This is a genomic window from Faecalispora jeddahensis, assembly GCF_000577335.1.
In the GTDB taxonomy this organism is placed as follows: Bacteria; Bacillota; Clostridia; order Oscillospirales; family Acutalibacteraceae; genus Faecalispora; species Faecalispora jeddahensis.
The window spans coordinates 47,410-63,525 of record NZ_CBYL010000019.1; the positions used below are offsets into that span (position 1 = coordinate 47,410).

The following is a 16,116-nucleotide window of genomic DNA, read 5'->3' on the forward strand; positions in this document are numbered from 1 at the left end:
AATTAATTTAAGGAGTCTATCATGGAAAAAACTTTGATGCAGTTTTTACACCCGGAGCGCAAACCAAATGCTAAGTTTAAACTAAGTTCTTTTGGTGATGCAGAGTTTGAAATGCGCGCATTAAATGCGGAGGAAATCGCCAAAATTTCCGCAGAAGTACAGACCAGCAATCTAAAAGGGCTTGGGGCAATGTATCCGGCCATCGCCGCTAGTTTGGTTAAACCAGATTTGCATAACGCAGAACTACTTAATGCGCTATCAGAACGAGAGGGGTGCAAAATTCTTTCTGCAACAGACGCGCTGAAAGTGATCTTTACCGGGGATGAAGTCGGCGCGCTCATCAACATCTACAACGAACACGCCGACGTTACAGTCAATTTCGAAGCAAAGGTAAAAGAAGCAAAAAACTGATCAGGCAGGGCGGGGACGGGTTTTACTTTTGGGCGCACCTCGCCTTGCAAAATCACAATATATTACCACACGAATTTATGGCTTTGCCTGTACATGAACGCGCTCTGATTGTAGCCAGCGATTCGATCGTCAGCGAGGAAATGAAAAAGAAATAGCGGCAGGAATTAACCTGCCGCTGGGGGTTATTGTAGGCCCATTTGTGCTTTAGCCATTACTTGGCCATTACTAAATGTGACGTTTGCGTTTGCTCCTATATCTCCGTTTCCATCCCAAGCTATAATGACGGATTGATATCCAGCCACCTCAGAACGCGCTAGCTCGGTTCCAAATGAACCGATTATTTCGGTTACCTCTTCATAACGCATCCCGGTTTTAATACGGTTAAATTCGGCCAGGGTCATGTTCTGCCTGAATTCGTCGGTGACAACAACGAGATTAACCGCATCATCTTTAAAAATCGAATGCGATTGTTCTGTCCCAAATATTGATTCTCCGGCTTTAGTGGTTAAGCCCAAACTGTTCACGCCTTTACGATCATCAGCAGAAACACTATCTCCCAATTTGACAAACAGCGGAAAATAATGCTCGTCAGTAGTTATAACACTAACAGTAAACGTTTCTACAACAGAACTTCCAGAGGCATTTGTATACTTGACTGTTCCGTCACCGGTCAATATTGCGTTATCCGCAGACCAGCCGTCCTTGTTGTGCGTGAATTCTGCACTGTCGGGGTTTTTCAAAAGTCTTTTAATCGTATCCTCTATATCCCACTGCGCGCCAGCTTCAAAGGCTGCGCGGATTTGTTGCTGCCTCGGAGACAAAGAAGTTTCGGCTTGAGTGGCTTCTGTTGCACTCGCAACGGCCGGAAGCGCGGGTGCGCCACTGCTTACGACGCTGCTTTCATCTACGCCCTGAATTACTATCGCAAAAAGTATAATGCAAACGCCGAAAAGCACAAGAATTCGACCGCAACCTTTCTTTTCTCTTTGCTCTTCCGGTTCCGCTACTTGTCCAGTCGCTGCTTCTAGTTCAACTATTGGCTTAGGCTCATAGGCATTAATAGTAGCACCACAGTTCAAACAGAATTTGCTGTTTTCAGGAATTCGTTCTCCACAGTTTTTGCAATACATTGTATCCCCCCTTTTTCTCATATTACCATATATTGGATTTCATTCCAATAGAAAGCTGGTGATTTAATTGGCGAACACACTCTCGGTGATCTTTAGACTTAATGATAATTTTTCTAGCCCAATGAAATCGATAATCACAGCTACTGCGCAAGCCGAAAAGCAGCAAACGCAACTCAATAAAGCCTTGAAGAATATGCACGGTACTATGGGTGATGCGTCAGGAACTCGGGTTATGTCGGACGGTATCAACTCGATCACAAGACGGATTACCGGGCTTGTATCCGCTGCTTACCTTGGCAAAAAAGCTCTCGATGTGATGTTCGCGGCCGTTAAGACCGGCGCGGAAAAGCAAGTGCAGCTTAATACATTCCAGTCACTTTTAAATAGCGACGAGGCAGGCCAAGCCCTTTACAACTACACAAACCTGTATGGTAAGCAAAAATCCGTGTTGGGCTCTATGGGCATTGCTAATGCCACTAAATCGTTTTTGCCGTTTACCCAAGACATTAACCAAATGACTAAACTGTACCAATTAACAGAACGCCTTTATGCTCGCGACCCTACACAGGGAAGTGAGGGCGCAGTCTTCGCAATGAAAGAATTGATCTCTGGCGATGTTATGAGTGCCAGAGAGCGCTTTAATATTTCTGGTATCAGCGGGGCGAAGATTCGCGATCTGGTCAACGCCGGAGACATGAACGGCACTTTGAACTATCTTGATGCCGTTTTCAACAAATTTGGCGTAACTCAGGGAATTGTTGACAAAAACTTCACCTCTTTACAAACACAGGCCACAAAGTTTGGAGATAATGTTCGATCAGCATTAGGGGATGAATCTAGCCCGATCGTACAAAATCTTTCTACAATGTTTCAGCAGCTTAATGCAGATATGGACGCAGGAAAATTCGCTCCGTTCTTTAATCTCGTTGGTAATGGAATGTATTTTCTTGGAAGCGGTTTGAGCTGGTTAGCGCAAAATTTATCTACCATAGTACCAGTGGTTGGCGGATTGTCTATGGCCTTGCTTGCTTATAAAACAGTTACCGTCATTGCTACTACCGCCACCTCAGCTATGCATATTGTGCTAGCTTCTACAACTGGTAATTGGATTGCACTATCCGCTGCTATTGCCGGCGCCGCTACTGCATATGGCATATACAAAAACATGGATAGTATTGCAGGAAGTGCGGGAAGTGGTGCTGCAAAATCAGTTGAAGATGCTCAAAAAGCAGCAGAGCAAGCAATCGCTAAAGCGCAGAAATTAGGTGGATCGGGAGCCGTGAACGCCGAAATTACCAATACAGCGCCAATACCTGTTAAAGGCGAAGTCGAAATTGAAAAGGAATCCCTTCGATATCAGTTTGACTTGGCAGCACAGAAAGCAATGGCAATGTTTAACTTGCAACAGATAACACCGCAAGTCAGCGTTCACGTTGAACGAGTTGAAAAAATTGCTGATATGGAAGAGGTTGCTAATTATTTGGGAGATGTAGTTTCCCAAAACCAGCAAACACAAGCCGCAGGGGTGTACGCATAAATAAATTCAGTATAACCCCTCGCTTCTTCCTCGCTTGTAATCGTTTTTACTCTCTTTTTAGGGGGTCGGAAATGTCGGGATACATTCCTTTTTTAGGGCCTCACAAATCTCACCATACTGTTTCATTTTTACGTGCACGTATCGTGCCCACAGGCTCTAAGTTTTTCTAAGTTCAGGAGGAAATTTGCATGGAAACAAACGAGGAACTGGCCTTGCGTGTTAAGACAGGCGATTCCGAGGCCGTGGCGGCTCTGTGGGAGCAGACGAAGAAGCTTGCCTATCAGTTTGCTTTCCGCTTCTACAACCGTAGTATGGCCTCCTGTGCGGCTTCCGGCATTACTCTTGAGGATGTGCAGCAAGAATCCTTCTTTGTTGTATTGGATGCTGTACAAGCCTTTGACGAAACGAAGGGCTTTAAGTTTACGTCCTTTATCTCTTTCCATGCGAAGAAACGCTTTAATGCTCTAATCGGTATTCGTGGAAACACTGCCAAGCGACCTCTGAATTGCGCGGAAAGTCTGGATGAACTTATACCGGGCGGCGAAGATATTACAGTGATGGACACCATACCGGACGAGAATGCCGCTCAGGCGTTTGAAGATGTGGAACAAGAAATATACCAGCAACAGCTTCACGGCGCAATGGAGCAGGCGCTGGGTACGCTGGACGAACAGCAGGAAGAAACCATCCGCAGCCGATATTATCAGGACATGACGCTTGAAGCAATCGCCCAGCAGGACGGAACTACTCGCGAATGCGTCCGGCAGTTGGTAGCAAAAGGGCTCCGGGGTCTGCGTAAGCCTTCATGTTCCGTGCTGCTCCGTCCGTTCGTCGTGGGGTATGAAAAAGCCTACCAGGGAACCGGATTCACCTCATGGAAGAACAAAGGTAGTGTGGAGGAAAGACTGGTTGAACGGACTGAGTACCGGAAAATACGCATATAAGACTGAGAAGAAATGACGATCCCCGTAACTGGAACGAATCCGGTTGCGGGGAATTCTTGTTTATATTCCCTTTTGAGAGAAAGTTTTTAGAATAAAAGCAGTATGTTATCAAATAAAATATTTGAATTAAAAATTTGTGTACCACTGTTAGCAAACTAATTGACTTTTTATATTATGTGTTATATACTCAAGACACAAAGGTATCAATTGATACTGGCCTTGAGGATGGTGGACGAATGCAGCGGGATTGTACTCAAATAAATAGCATACTGCAACAAGCGCGTTTTGCGATAGCAGAGGGAAACACAGATTTTGTACCAAGACCCAAAAATATGAAGACTTTGTCAAAATTGGGAATGATGCCTTCTGAAATTTATGAAGAAATTAATGATCTAGTTGATAGAGATTGGTTTAGAGGCCCTACACCAGATAGAGATTCAAGATGTCCAGATTCTGTTTGGGAATTTAAAAAATTTGTTAGCGGTAAAAAATTGTATATAAAATTCAAAATTGTCAAAAATGAAAATAATTTATTAAGGGTGCTAGGTTTTCATTTTGACGGGATGAAATGATTGTGTATTATATAACATAGTGTTTGGAGGAACCTTTATGAACAAGCTTTGCCCATGCTGCCTAAAAGAAGTAACAAGTGATAAAATCAAAAATAAGACAGAGCAGTACGAAGTAAAAGGACAAAAAATCACTATAATGGCAAGAGTGAAAACTTGTCCTGAGTGCGGAGAAGAGCTTTGGGATGATAAGCTTGACAGCGAAAATTTATTAAAAGCTTACAATTCATATAGAAGTAAAAACAAGCTTTTATTACCTGATGAGATAAAGTCAATACGTCAAAAGTATGGTTTGACACAGAGTTCTTTTGCAAAAATTCTTGGCCTTGGAGAGAAGACTATAACAAGATATGAAAACGGATCTTTGCAGGATGAAGGACAGAATAATTTGATTTTAATGGTGGAAAGGGCCGATAATTTTATTGTACTTTGGGAAAAGAACAAACATTTATTACAGCGACCCGAAATAGATAAAACGGAAAAAATCGTTGCTTCTCTGTTACAAACTAATATTAAAAAGAGTCTGATTTCTATTCATCTTGATATTCCAAAGAAAAGGACTCCAATAATTAATCTGGTAAACGATAGCTTCAGCCTGTGTTATCCAGGTGATTCCTGTCATCCGAATGCTTTACAACATTGATTTTTTAAAAGAATGAGGTAGCACTTATGGAAATAGTACAAAGTATGTTGAACTTTTATGGATACGAAGTTAATAAGATAATATTTCATAAAAACGAAAGATTCATTGAAACAAATAATGAAGAGGTGAGCTTAAAACCATTTTTTTGGAGAGAAATATCAAAAAATGATGCTAATGATTATTTCGTAGAGATAGGATTTGAAATTAAACCGGATGAAAATTCAGACGATCAATCATTTCCATTTTATTTGACATTAAGCATTGTGGGGCGTTTTGCATATTCTGGCGATGATACAATTATAAAAGAAAATGCAGTAGCCATTCTTTTCCCATACTTGCGGGCCTTAATAACTACAATAACGGCTAACTCCAATGTTCCCCCGCTAATTTTGCCTACTTTGAATATTGTGGAAATGCTAAAACAGGAGGAAACAAGTGAAGATAGTCAAATAGAAAATTGATATTGCACCCTATTTACTTAAACATAAACATTAAATATATTCCGATGCTGCACATTATGGATTATATAAAACTATATTTTGTTTGAATCTACACCAGCTTTTTATTGCCTTGTCTAGAGACCTAAAAGAAATTAGAATCTATCCAGTTTAGAATATCTGAATAAAATTTCAGGGAAACAATGTTGCGTATCACCTCGACCAGTTTCACCTAAGACGGTTTTCAACGTACTTGTTATGTTGGCAACCGTCTTATTTTTTATGTCTATGCGCTCTACCAGAACTGACCGTACGAAGCCTAATCCACCCAGCGATAACCGGTACTGTATTTGAGCGAAACGATCTTCAAATAGACAGTTTTTCTAAATATTACACAAGCAAAAGGGCTTCATGACGTAAATCCGTGAAGCCCTTAATTTCTCTTAAAATGTTTTCAACATGAGAAAAAATTAAAAATCAATTTCATTATAATCAAATTTATATTTATACTCAATATGTTTTCCTATCCCATCCAGCCCCGGAAAAAGCGTTTTGTGATTGATGCCAACACCTTCGAGTTGCCGAATAATTCTATGCTTCGCATATTGGGAAATTTTCAACTTTAGTATTACTTCCTGATTTTGGCCACCGTAATTGCAGTATATTCCATCAGTAGGATTCTGGATTGCCAGATAATTTTCCTTAGGAATCATTTCTTCAAGTGCGCCCTGCCTCGTGCCCCAGATCATTAATTTACTTGACTGTGCACTCATTCTATTATCAACATAATACGGCTGGTATACAGCGGGATATTCTAAAGGCATTTGGTTGTTTTGACAAAATAGAAAATTAAACATCTCCCTATAACTTATCTCATTCATCATCTTCTTATCTTTGTCACTCATTTTTGAATTTATAAAACTAAAATATCGGTAATTACCCTCGTGCAAGATCCATAAAGCGCCGTCTCTATCTTCGGCATTAACACAGGCAAAAAACAAAGCAACCAATGGATTAGAGGTCCAATCCAGCAATCGCGTAGGAGCGCCGAAATGTTGAGCATACTCTGCCCACCGCAAAAAATCATTAGAAGGAATATCTTTTATGTACCCGGCCGCTTCCCCAATAAAATCCTGCAATACTTTCTTTTCTGTTGAATACGCTAAGTACTTGTCATTTGAGATATTCATAAATTCGTCATCATCAAACTTTTGCGTCACCTTACGAAAAACAGAAGGAATAAGTTGGTATTGTTCGTCACCCACCCCGCGATAAATATAGGGAGAAGAAACTGGCGCTTGTGGATAGGTCATTTTTAATCTATCCTGTATATTAAATAAATCAGTTAAGTTTTTGATTTCAAGATTTATTTTATTCATTTCAGATAGTCTCCCTTTTGCAGCACAAATATAGAACCATTTTAGAGCCACTGTGTTAAATTTAAAGCCACAAACCCGCACGATTGCTGAGTTTGTGGCTTTGTTTATTTTATTCCCACTCAATTGTGGCCGGGGGCTTGCTGGTGATATCGTACACGATGCGGTTGACGCCGCTCACCTCGTTGATGATGCGGTTCGAAACCTTTGCCAGAACATCGTACGGGATTCTGGCCCAGTCTGCCGTCATGAAGTCGGTGGTGGTCACACCGCGCAGTGCAACGGTAAAGTCGTAGGTGCGGCCGTCGCCCATGACGCCGACGCTCTGAATGCCGGTGAGCACTGCAAAGTACTGATTGATCTGCCTGTCGAGGCCAGCAGCGGCAATTTCCTCACGGAAGATCGCGTCAGCGTCGCGCAGAAGGTCAAGCTTGTCCTTCGTGATGTCGCCCAGCACACGGATCGCAAGGCCCGGGCCCGGGAACGGCTGGCGGAATACAAGGAACTTGGGGATGTCCAGCTCCAGACCAACACGGCGAACCTCGTCCTTAAACAGGTCGCGCAGGGGCTCAACAAGGCCGGTAAAACCGATGTCCTCCGGCAGGCCGCCCACGTTGTGGTGGCTCTTAATGACTGCCGCTTCGCCCACGCCGCTTTCGACCACATCCGGGTAAATCGTACCCTGGCACAGATAATCCATATGGCCGAGTTTCTTGGCTTCTTCCTCAAAAACGCGGATGAACTCTTCGCCGATGATCTTGCGCTTCGCCTCCGGCTCGGACACCCCAGCCAAGCGCGACAGGAAACGCTCCTGTGCATTGACGCGGATCAGGTTCATGTCGAACTGCTCGCGGAACACCTGCTCCACCTGATCGCCCTCGTCCTTGCGCAGCAGACCGTGATCGACAAAGATGCAGGTCAGATTCTTGCCGATGGCCTTGTGCACCAGCACTGCAGCGACGGAGGAATCCACGCCGCCGGAGAGAGCGCAAAGCACCTTCTTATCGCCGACACGCTCCTTGATCTGGCGGATCGTTTCCGCCGCAAAGGCGTCCATCCGCCAGTCGCCGGAGCAGCCGCAGACACGATACAAAAAGTTTCTCAGGTACTCGTTGCCCTGCACGGTATGCTCCACCTCGGGGTGAAACTGCACGCCGTACAGACGCTTCTCCGCGTTGTCCATTGCCGCCACAGGGCAGGCGCGGCTGTGAGCGCGCGCCGTGAACCCTTCGGGCAGTGCAACGATTTTATCGGTATGGCTCATCCAGCAGACACTGGTTTGCTCCACACCGTGAAACAGCTCGGAGGAAAGATCAAACTCCACCGGTGTTTTTCCGTACTCTTTCACATTAGAAGGCTCTACCTTGCCGCCCAGCTTATAAGCCATCAGCTGTGCGCCGTAGCAAATTCCCAAAATCGGAATCCCGAGCTCGAAAATTTCTTTTTCACAGCCGGGTGCTCCGGGAGCATAGGCACTATTGGGGCCGCCGGTAAAAATAATTCCCTTATAGCCCGCCTTCTGAATCTCCTCAATCGGCGTTTTGTACGATTTGATTTCGCAGTACACGTTCAGGTCGCGCACACGGCGCGCGATCAGCTGACTGTACTGTCCGCCGAAATCCAAAATTAAAACAGCCTCGTTATGAATCGTCATAAAACTCCCCTATTCCTCAGTTATTCCACAGTCACGGATTTCGCCAGATTGCGCGGCTTATCAATATCGCAGCCCTTCATGGACGCCACATAGTACGCGAACAGCTGCAGCGGGATCACCGCGAGAGACGGCCGCATGATCTCGCAGGCCGTCGGCACCGAGAACAGGAAATCCATATCCTTGCCGATCTCCTGCGCGTTGTCTTCGGTGGTCAGGCCCAGCACCAGCGCGCCGCGGCTTCTCACCTCGATCACGTTGCTCATCATTTTCTCGAGCAGCTGCTGATGGGTGGCGATCGCAACAACCAGCGTTCCCTCCTCCATCAGAGAGATCGTTCCATGCTTCAGCTCGCCGGCGGCGTAAGCTTCGGAATGGATATAAGAAATTTCCTTCAGCTTCAAAGAGCCTTCCAGAGAAATGGCGTAATCCAGATTACGGCCGATGAAGAAAATATCCTTCGCGCTGAAATGCTTCGATGCAAAATACTGAATATCCTCTTTGTTTTCTAACGTTTTCTCCACCTTATCCGGCAGCTCCTGCAACTCTTTGACATAGTCTGCGTACTCTTCCGGCGTCAGGCGGCCAAGCAGGTCCGCCATATAAATCGCCAGCAGATAGACAACCGCCAGCTGCGTGCTGTATGCCTTTGTCGTCGCTACCGCGATTTCGGGGCCTGCCCAGGTATACAGAACATCGTCGGAATCGTTGGCAATGGAGCTGCCCACCACGTTCACGATCGAAATGACGCGTGCGCCAAGGCGCTTGGCTTCGCGGAGAGCCGCCAGCGTATCCGCTGTTTCGCCGGACTGGCTGATGACTATCACCAGGGAGTTGTTGTCGAGAATCGGGTGGCGGTAACGGAATTCGGAGGCAACATCCACTTCCACAGGGATGCGGGTCAGCTTTTCGATCACATATTTCGCGACCACACCCACATGGTACGCAGAACCGCAGGCCACGATGCTGATGCGGTTGAACTTCTGGAGCTGCTCCGCCGTGAGAGTCACGTTGTCGAGCACGATGCGGCCATCCTTGATGCGGGGAGAAATCGTGTCGCGCAGCGCTTTCGGCTGCTCCATGATTTCCTTGAACATAAAATGCTCATAGCCGCCTTTTTCCGCAACAGAAAGATCCCAGTCAATATGAACCAGTTCTTTTTCAATGGGTTCTTTTTCCAAATTGCAAATCTGCACGCTGTCGCGGGTCAGCTGAACAATCTCGTTGTCCTTCAAGCGATAAAAATCGCGGGTGCGGTTCAGGATGGAAGGAATGTCGGAGGCAACATAATTCTCGTGCTCGCCAAGGCCAACCACCAGCGGGCTGTCTTTGCGAACCGCATACAGCTTATCGGGGTCATCCACACACAACATGCCAAGCGCGTAAGAGCCCTGCAAGCGCGAAATGACACGGATAAACGCATCGAGAATATCACCGTCGTAATAATATTCCAGTAGCTGAGCCACAACCTCGGTATCTGTTTCCGATACGAAGCTGACGCCCTTTTTGAGGAGCTTCTCTTTGATTTCCTGATAATTTTCGATGATGCCGTTATGCACCACCGCGAATTTTCCGGAATTGCTCACCTGCGGATGGGAATTGATATCTGAGGGCTTGCCGTGGGTCGCCCAGCGGGTATGGCCAATGCCAACCGTTCCCTGCAGCGATTTTCCGCCGTCCACCAGATCACTGAGCACCTGCAAACGTCCCTTGCTTTTCACAACGCGCAGCGCATCCCCTGTATATACTGCCATTCCTGCGGAATCATACCCGCGGTATTCCAGCTTTTCCAAACCGTTTAACAAAATGGGCGCCGCCTGATCACCGCCGATGTAACCAACGATTCCACACATGATAAATGCCACCTTTCTTTCCCTGTCATAGTATGAATACAATTTCAAAAGGCTGTTGATTTCTTCTCCCGCTTTTGGCGGAGAAAGAAACTGCCGTTTTCACGCAAAATCACTTTTTAGATGAATGCGCCATAAAGGAATTAAAAATAGGAAGAAGCGCCAACCGTTTTTTCAAGTTGACGCTTTTTTGCGTAATTTCCCTAGCAGAATATGATTGTCGATTACCGATAGATAATATCGCTGCGGGAAGGTCCGTTCGACACGATTTTCACCGGAACACCGATCTGCTCCTCCGCAAACTCAATGTAGCGGCGCGCGTTTTCGGGAAGATCTTCGTAGCGGGTAATGCCGCGCAGATCGCAGCACCAGCCGGGCATCGTCTTCAGCACCGGCTTGCACCGGCGCAGCTGAGAGGCCGGCGGGAAATAATCGATCTGCTTGCCGTCGAGCTCATACGCCACGCAAACGGGAATCTCTTTGAGATAGCCGAGCACGTCGATCACGGTCAGCGCCACGCTGGTAGCGCCCTGCACCGCGCAGCCGTAACGGGAGGCCACGAGATCAAGCCAGCCCATTCTGCGGGGACGGCCCGTTGTGGCGCCGTACTCGCCGCCGTCGCCGCCGCGGCGGCGCAGCTCATCGGCTTCTTCGCCGAAGATTTCGCTGACAAACTCGCCCGCACCTACGGCACTGGAATACGCCTTTACCACGGCGATGATCTCTTTGATCTCATACGGCGGAACACCGGCGCCGACAGCGCCGTAACCGGCCAGTGTGGAGGAAGAGGTCACCATGGGGTAAATGCCGAAATCCGGGTCCTTCAGTGCGCCAAGCTGGCCTTCGAGCAAAATGGTTTTGCCCTCCTTGACCGCCTGATGCAGGAACGTGAAGGTGTCTGCAACATAGGGCTCGATCATCTGGCGGTATTCCATCAGCTTTTCGTAAACGGCGTCCACTGTCAGCGGCTCTTTGTGGTACAGGTGCTGATACAGCGAGTTTTTCACATCCAGAACCTGCTGAATCTTCTCTTTGAGCTGAGACTCGTCGTCATACAGCTCGCTGACCTGAAAGCCGATCTTCGCGTATTTATCCGAATAAAACGGCGCGATGCCGGATTTGGTGGAACCAAAGGACTTGGAGGACAAACGCGCTTCCTCCATCGCATCCATTTCAACATGGTAAGGCATCACGATCTGCACACGGTCAGAAACCATCAGCTTCGGCTCCGGAACTCCGCGCTGCCGCAGGGAATCCATCTCCTTGATGAGGTTTTCCACACTCAGCGCAACACCATTGCCGATGATGTTGGTCGTGTGATCGTAAAATACGCCCGAGGGGAGTTGGTGCAGCGCGAACTTGCCATATTCGTTGATAATGGTATGGCCCGCATTGCTGCCGCCTTGGTACCGGATCACGATGTCGGACTGCGCCGCCATGACGTCGGTAATTTTCCCTTTTCCTTCATCGCCCCAATTGGCGCCTACTATCGCTTTTACCATTAGTACTGCTCACTCTCCGCCGGTGCCGCACCAGCCAATTTTTTCCACCGCCCGCGGCTTTTCATTTGGCGGCGGATCAATTTGTATTCTTATACCACAGGCGCAAAGCGCCATTACGGCATTTTTTAAAATTGCACATCAAAACGCTCGTGATTATCATACCACAAAACACCCCAAAAGCCTACGATTTTCTTTGGAATGCCCGCGGATTTTACGTTTTGTTTACAAATTAATTTCCGCTTTTTTAATTTCTATGGAATCATATTCCTTTAAAACGGAATTTACCACTCCGCTCACAAATTCCTGGGTTTGTACCGCGGCACAGCCCGTATACTGCGACGGGTCTACCAGGCCGGACAGCTCCTCGCGCGTGACGCCGAACACCGGGTCCGCCGCGATGCGGTCCAGCAGGTCGTTTTCGCCGCCCTGCTCCTTGATGACCTTGGCCGCTTCCATGGAATGCACGCGAATTTGCTCGTGAAGCTGCTGGCGGTCCGCTCCGCGCTTGACCGCGTCCATCATGATGTTCTCGGTGGCCATAAAGGGCAACTCGCGCAGCAGGTGCTGCTCGATTACCTTAGGATATACCACAAGACCATCTGCCACATTGCTGTACAGGTCAAGGATGCCATCGACCGCCAGAAACGCTTCGGGAACGCTCAGTCGCTTGTTCGCGGAATCATCGAGCGTACGCTCGAACCACTGGGTGGCGGTTGTGATGGCGGGGTTCAGGCTGTCGACGATCACATAGCGCGCCAGAGACGCAATGCGCTCGCTGCGCATCGGGTTGCGCTTGTACGCCATGGCGGAGGAACCGATCTGCCCCTTCTCAAAGGGCTCCTCGATCTCCTTCATATGCTGCAGAAGGCGGATGTCGTTCGAGAACTTGGTCGCGCTCTGCGCGATCCCGCTCAGAATAGACAGAATCTGGCTGTCGAGCTTTCTGGAATACGTCTGGCCGGAAACGGCAAAGCAGGAGGAATACCCCATCTTCTCCGCGATCTTGCGGTCGAGCGCCTTTACGCGCTCATAATCGCCGTCAAACAGCTCCAAAAAGCTGGCCTGCGTGCCGGTCGTCCCCTTCGAGCCGAGCAGCTTTGCCTTGCCGAGCTGGTATTCAACGTCCTCAAGGTCCATCAGAAGATCCTGAATCCAGAGCGTGGCGCGCTTGCCGACAGTGGTGGGTTGCGCGGGCTGATAATGCGTAAACGCCAGAGTCGGCAGGTCTTTGTACTCCACCGCGAAATGCGACAGAATGCGGATGACGCCGACAAGCTTGTCGCGCAGCAGCCGCAGAGCTTCCGTCATGACGATAATATCGGTATTGTCCCCTACATAGCAGGAGGTTGCCCCCAGATGGATGATCGGGCGCGCCTTCGGGCACTGCTCGCCATAGGCATACACATGGGCCATCACGTCGTGGCGCACGATCTTCTCGCGCTCCCCGGCGACATCGTAATTGATGTCGTCGGCAAAACGGCGCATTTCATCGATCTGCTCCTGCGCAATGGGCAGGCCCAGCTCCATTTCCGACTCCGCCAGGGCGATCCAAAGGCGGCGCCAGGTACGGAACTTTTTGTCCGGCGAAAATAAAAACTTCATTTCGGCGCTGGCGTACCGCGCCGAAAGAGGGGATTCGTACGTATTTTTCAATGCTGCAACCTCCAAGCGTATTTCGGGGCATCTTTTCAAATCATTTCACTTTCAAAGGCCATTGGTTTTTCCCGCTTGCGGCGGGAGAAGAAATTGCCGCTTCCCGTAAAGTCACTTTGAAAGCAAATGGATCATATTACAGGCGCTGAATCGGCATACAGTAGTTTTGCGGCCTGTGCTCAATCATTTCCTGCGGGATTTCAGTCGGATAATTCCCGGAGAAGCACGCGTCACAGTAGCCGGAACACTTGCCCTTCAGCATACCGGGCAGGCTGTCCAATGATAAGAACGCCAGAGAATCCGCAAAATTCATCTCGGCGATCTCTTCCACGGTGTGCTGAACGGCAATCAGCTCATCCTTGGTGGGAATGTCTGTTCCGTAGTAGCAGGGCCACAGAAACGGCGGCGAGCTGATGCGCAGATGAACCTCTTTCGCGCCGGCATCTTTCAGCATCGACACAATGCGTCCGCTGGTCGTGCCGCGCACAATGGAATCATCAAGCAGAACAACACGCTTGCCACGCACCTCGCTCTCCAGCGCGTTGAGCTTGATGCGCACGCTGCGCTCGCGCTCAGACTGCGTGGGCTTGATGAAGGTGCGGCCGATGTAGGAGTTCTTGACAATTCCCTTCTGGTACGGGATGCCGGATTCCTCGCTGTACCCGATGGCGGCGTCAATGCCGGATTCCGGCACGCCGATGACCACGTCGGCCTCCACGGGGCTTTGGCGCGCCAGCAGGCGGCCCGCCTCTTTGCGGGACTCGTACACGCCGAGCCCGTCGATTTTGCTGTCTGTACGGGCAAAGTAAATATACTCGAACACGCACAGCGAGCGCTGGGCCGGAACCTTATTGTACAGGTATTTCAGCCCGCTGGGGCCCGCGGCGATCAGCTCGCCCGGCTCCACGTCGCGCACAAATTGCGCGCCCGCCGCATCGAGAGCGCAGCTTTCGGACGCAAAGACGATATCCTCACCGATCTTGCCCATGCAGAGCGGACGGAACCCGTTGGGGTCGCGCACCGCGATCAGCTTCTGGGGGCTCATGACCAGAAGAGAGAACGAACCCTCGATCTTCTGCATGGCGCGGAACACGGCCTCCTCAATGGAGGCCGCGCCGATCCGCTCCCGGGCAATCATATAGGCGATTACCTCGGAATCGATCGTGGTTTGAAAAATACAGCCGTTTCGCTCAAGTTCACGGCGCAGCTCGTGGGCGTTGGTCAGGTTGCCGTTGTGGGCAATCGCCAGCGTGCCCTTGATATAGCGCATAACGAGCGGCTGGGCGTTTTCACGCACACTGTCGCCCGAGGTGGAGTACCGCACGTGAGAAAGGGCAATTTGCCCGTTCAGACGATTCAGAATCGAGTCGCTGAACACTTCGGACACCAAGCCCATGTCTTTGGAATAAGAAATCACCCCGCGGTCGTTCACCGCGATGCCGCAGCTCTCCTGCCCCCGGTGCTGCAGCGCCAGAAGGCCGTTATAGCACGCGTAAGCCGGCGGAATTTCTTTTCCCTCTTTGCTGTAAATCCCGAATACCCCGCATTCCTCGCGAGGCTTCCAGGAGGACTCTTCAAAATCCGTCAACGAATTCAACTCCTCATCGTCTTGACACAAGTATTGAAAGCCATTACAGGCCAATGCGCTTCATCACTTCGGCATAAGCCTCTTCCACACCGCCAAGGTCGCGGCGGAAACGGTCTTTGTCGAGCTTTTCATGGGTGTGGATATCCCAGAAGCGGCAGGTATCGGGGGAAATCTCGTCGGCCAGAATGATCTTGCCGTCGCAGCGGCCGAACTCAAGCTTGAAATCGATCAGCTCAATATTCACCGAACGGAAGAATTCGCACATCAGCTCATTGATGCGCAACGCCATCTTGCTGATGACATCGATCTCTTCCTTCGTTGCGAAATCAGCGGCAAGAATGTGGTATTCGTTCACCATCGGGTCGCCGAGCTCGTCGTTCTTATAACAGAATTCCAACACCGGAGTGCGCATGGGGGTGCCTTCCTCCAGGCCAAGGCGCTTCGCCAGACTGCCGGCCGCCTTATTGCGGACAATCACCTCAAGCGGAACAATCTCTACCTTTTTGACCAGTGTTTCGCGGTCGCTCAGCTCTTTGACAAAGTGAGTGGGGATGCCGTCTTTCTCCAGCATTTGGAACATGAAATTGGACATACGGTTATTGACAACGCCCTTGCCCACAATGGTTCCCTTTTTCAGGCCATTGAATGCGGTGGCGTCGTCCTTATAATCTACAATGTAGCAAGCAGGATCCTCGGTAGCGTAAACTTTCTTTGCTTTTCCCTCGTACAGTAAATTTCCTTTTTGCATGATTCTTTCCCCCTGTTTTTGTTTCCATCGGCGGGCCTTTCTTCTGCCATAATGCCACTGTAAAAAGCTGTTGATTT

Annotated in this window: 14 protein-coding genes; 6 read left to right on the plus strand and 8 right to left on the minus strand. The window is 48.9% G+C overall.

Features of this window, described 5'->3' with window-relative positions; translation table 11 throughout:
- Positions 1-21 precede the first annotated feature (21 nt).
- On the plus strand, positions 22-411 hold the full coding sequence (locus tag TY09_RS08965) for a phage XkdN-like protein (RefSeq protein ID WP_042433319.1): 390 nt from the start codon (positions 22-24) through the stop codon (positions 409-411).
- 182 nt (positions 412-593) lie between these two features.
- On the opposite strand, the gene TY09_RS18155 is transcribed toward TY09_RS08965, so the two are convergent.
- On the minus strand, positions 594-1,541 hold the full coding sequence (locus tag TY09_RS18155) for a zinc-ribbon domain-containing protein (RefSeq protein WP_187119598.1): 948 nt from the start codon (positions 1,539-1,541) through the stop codon (positions 594-596).
- 67 nt (positions 1,542-1,608) lie between these two features.
- Here TY09_RS18155 and TY09_RS08975 point away from each other — a divergent pair, with 67 nt between their 5' ends.
- The 5 genes from TY09_RS08975 to TY09_RS08995 all read left to right on the plus strand — a co-directional run bounded on the left by TY09_RS08975 (position 1,609) and on the right by TY09_RS08995 (position 5,695).
- Positions 1,609-3,078 (plus strand): hypothetical protein, encoded by a 1,470-nt coding sequence (locus TY09_RS08975; protein WP_052335582.1) that lies wholly within the window; start codon positions 1,609-1,611, stop codon positions 3,076-3,078.
- Between the two features lie 188 nt (positions 3,079-3,266).
- Positions 3,267-4,022, plus strand: a complete 756-nt coding sequence (locus TY09_RS08980) for a sigma-70 family RNA polymerase sigma factor (protein WP_042433322.1) — start codon at positions 3,267-3,269, stop codon at positions 4,020-4,022.
- A 236-nt stretch (positions 4,023-4,258) separates the two neighbouring features.
- Positions 4,259-4,594, plus strand: a complete 336-nt coding sequence (locus TY09_RS17605) for a type II toxin-antitoxin system MqsR family toxin (RefSeq protein WP_052335583.1) — start codon at positions 4,259-4,261, stop codon at positions 4,592-4,594.
- A gap of 37 nt (positions 4,595-4,631) precedes the next feature.
- A complete protein-coding gene (locus TY09_RS08990) occupies positions 4,632-5,234 on the plus strand; it encodes a type II toxin-antitoxin system MqsA family antitoxin (protein ID WP_052335584.1) in 603 nt (200 codons plus the stop codon).
- A 26-nt stretch (positions 5,235-5,260) separates the two neighbouring features.
- Positions 5,261-5,695 carry a protein-export chaperone SecB gene (locus TY09_RS08995; RefSeq protein WP_042433325.1) on the plus strand — a complete coding sequence of 145 codons (435 nt, stop codon included), beginning with the start codon at positions 5,261-5,263 and terminating at the stop codon, positions 5,693-5,695.
- Positions 5,696-6,141: 446 nt separating this feature from the next.
- On the opposite strand, the gene TY09_RS18320 is transcribed toward TY09_RS08995, so the two are convergent.
- From TY09_RS18320 to purC, 7 genes are all read right to left on the minus strand, one after another.
- Positions 6,142-7,050, minus strand: a complete 909-nt coding sequence (locus tag TY09_RS18320; protein ID WP_042433328.1) for an FRG domain-containing protein — start codon at positions 7,048-7,050, stop codon at positions 6,142-6,144.
- Positions 7,051-7,159: 109 nt separating this feature from the next.
- Positions 7,160-8,701, minus strand: a complete 1,542-nt coding sequence (gene guaA, locus TY09_RS09005; RefSeq protein WP_042433332.1) for a glutamine-hydrolyzing GMP synthase — start codon at positions 8,699-8,701, stop codon at positions 7,160-7,162.
- A 20-nt stretch (positions 8,702-8,721) separates the two neighbouring features.
- Positions 8,722-10,551, minus strand: a complete 1,830-nt coding sequence (glmS, locus tag TY09_RS09010; protein ID WP_009065015.1) for a glutamine--fructose-6-phosphate transaminase (isomerizing) — start codon at positions 10,549-10,551, stop codon at positions 8,722-8,724.
- Between the two features lie 221 nt (positions 10,552-10,772).
- On the minus strand, positions 10,773-12,050 hold the full coding sequence (locus tag TY09_RS09015; RefSeq protein ID WP_042433335.1) for an adenylosuccinate synthase: 1,278 nt from the start codon (positions 12,048-12,050) through the stop codon (positions 10,773-10,775).
- A gap of 222 nt (positions 12,051-12,272) precedes the next feature.
- Positions 12,273-13,703: an adenylosuccinate lyase gene (purB, locus tag TY09_RS09020; protein ID WP_042433338.1), complete on the minus strand. Its 1,431-nt coding sequence runs from the start codon at positions 13,701-13,703 to the stop codon at positions 12,273-12,275.
- Positions 13,704-13,839: 136 nt separating this feature from the next.
- Positions 13,840-15,291, minus strand: coding sequence for an amidophosphoribosyltransferase (gene purF / locus TY09_RS09025; RefSeq protein WP_081759635.1), 1,452 nt, complete (start codon positions 15,289-15,291; stop codon positions 13,840-13,842).
- 43 nt (positions 15,292-15,334) lie between these two features.
- Positions 15,335-16,039 carry a phosphoribosylaminoimidazolesuccinocarboxamide synthase gene (purC, locus tag TY09_RS09030; protein ID WP_035317115.1) on the minus strand — a complete coding sequence of 235 codons (705 nt, stop codon included), beginning with the start codon at positions 16,037-16,039 and terminating at the stop codon, positions 15,335-15,337.
- Positions 16,040-16,116: the final 77 nt, after the last annotated feature.

What these genes read in the sequence shown, in the direction of transcription:
- TY09_RS08965 (WP_042433319.1), top strand. Translation starts at nt 22, where the DNA reads ATGGAAAAAACTTTGATGCAGTTTTTACACCCGGAGCGCAAACCAAAT.
- TY09_RS18155 (WP_187119598.1), bottom strand. Translation starts at nt 1,541, where the DNA reads ATGTATTGCAAAAACTGTGGAGAACGAATTCCTGAAAACAGCAAATTC.
- TY09_RS08980 (WP_042433322.1), top strand. Translation starts at nt 3,267, where the DNA reads ATGGAAACAAACGAGGAACTGGCCTTGCGTGTTAAGACAGGCGATTCC.
- TY09_RS17605 (WP_052335583.1), top strand. Translation starts at nt 4,259, where the DNA reads ATGCAGCGGGATTGTACTCAAATAAATAGCATACTGCAACAAGCGCGT.
- TY09_RS08990 (WP_052335584.1), top strand. Translation starts at nt 4,632, where the DNA reads ATGAACAAGCTTTGCCCATGCTGCCTAAAAGAAGTAACAAGTGATAAA.
- TY09_RS08995 (WP_042433325.1), top strand. Translation starts at nt 5,261, where the DNA reads ATGGAAATAGTACAAAGTATGTTGAACTTTTATGGATACGAAGTTAAT.
- TY09_RS18320 (WP_042433328.1), bottom strand. Translation starts at nt 7,050, where the DNA reads ATGAATAAAATAAATCTTGAAATCAAAAACTTAACTGATTTATTTAAT.
- guaA (WP_042433332.1), bottom strand. Translation starts at nt 8,701, where the DNA reads ATGACGATTCATAACGAGGCTGTTTTAATTTTGGATTTCGGCGGACAG.
- glmS (WP_009065015.1), bottom strand. Translation starts at nt 10,551, where the DNA reads ATGTGTGGAATCGTTGGTTACATCGGCGGTGATCAGGCGGCGCCCATT.
- TY09_RS09015 (WP_042433335.1), bottom strand. Translation starts at nt 12,050, where the DNA reads ATGGTAAAAGCGATAGTAGGCGCCAATTGGGGCGATGAAGGAAAAGGG.
- purC (WP_035317115.1), bottom strand. Translation starts at nt 16,039, where the DNA reads ATGCAAAAAGGAAATTTACTGTACGAGGGAAAAGCAAAGAAAGTTTAC.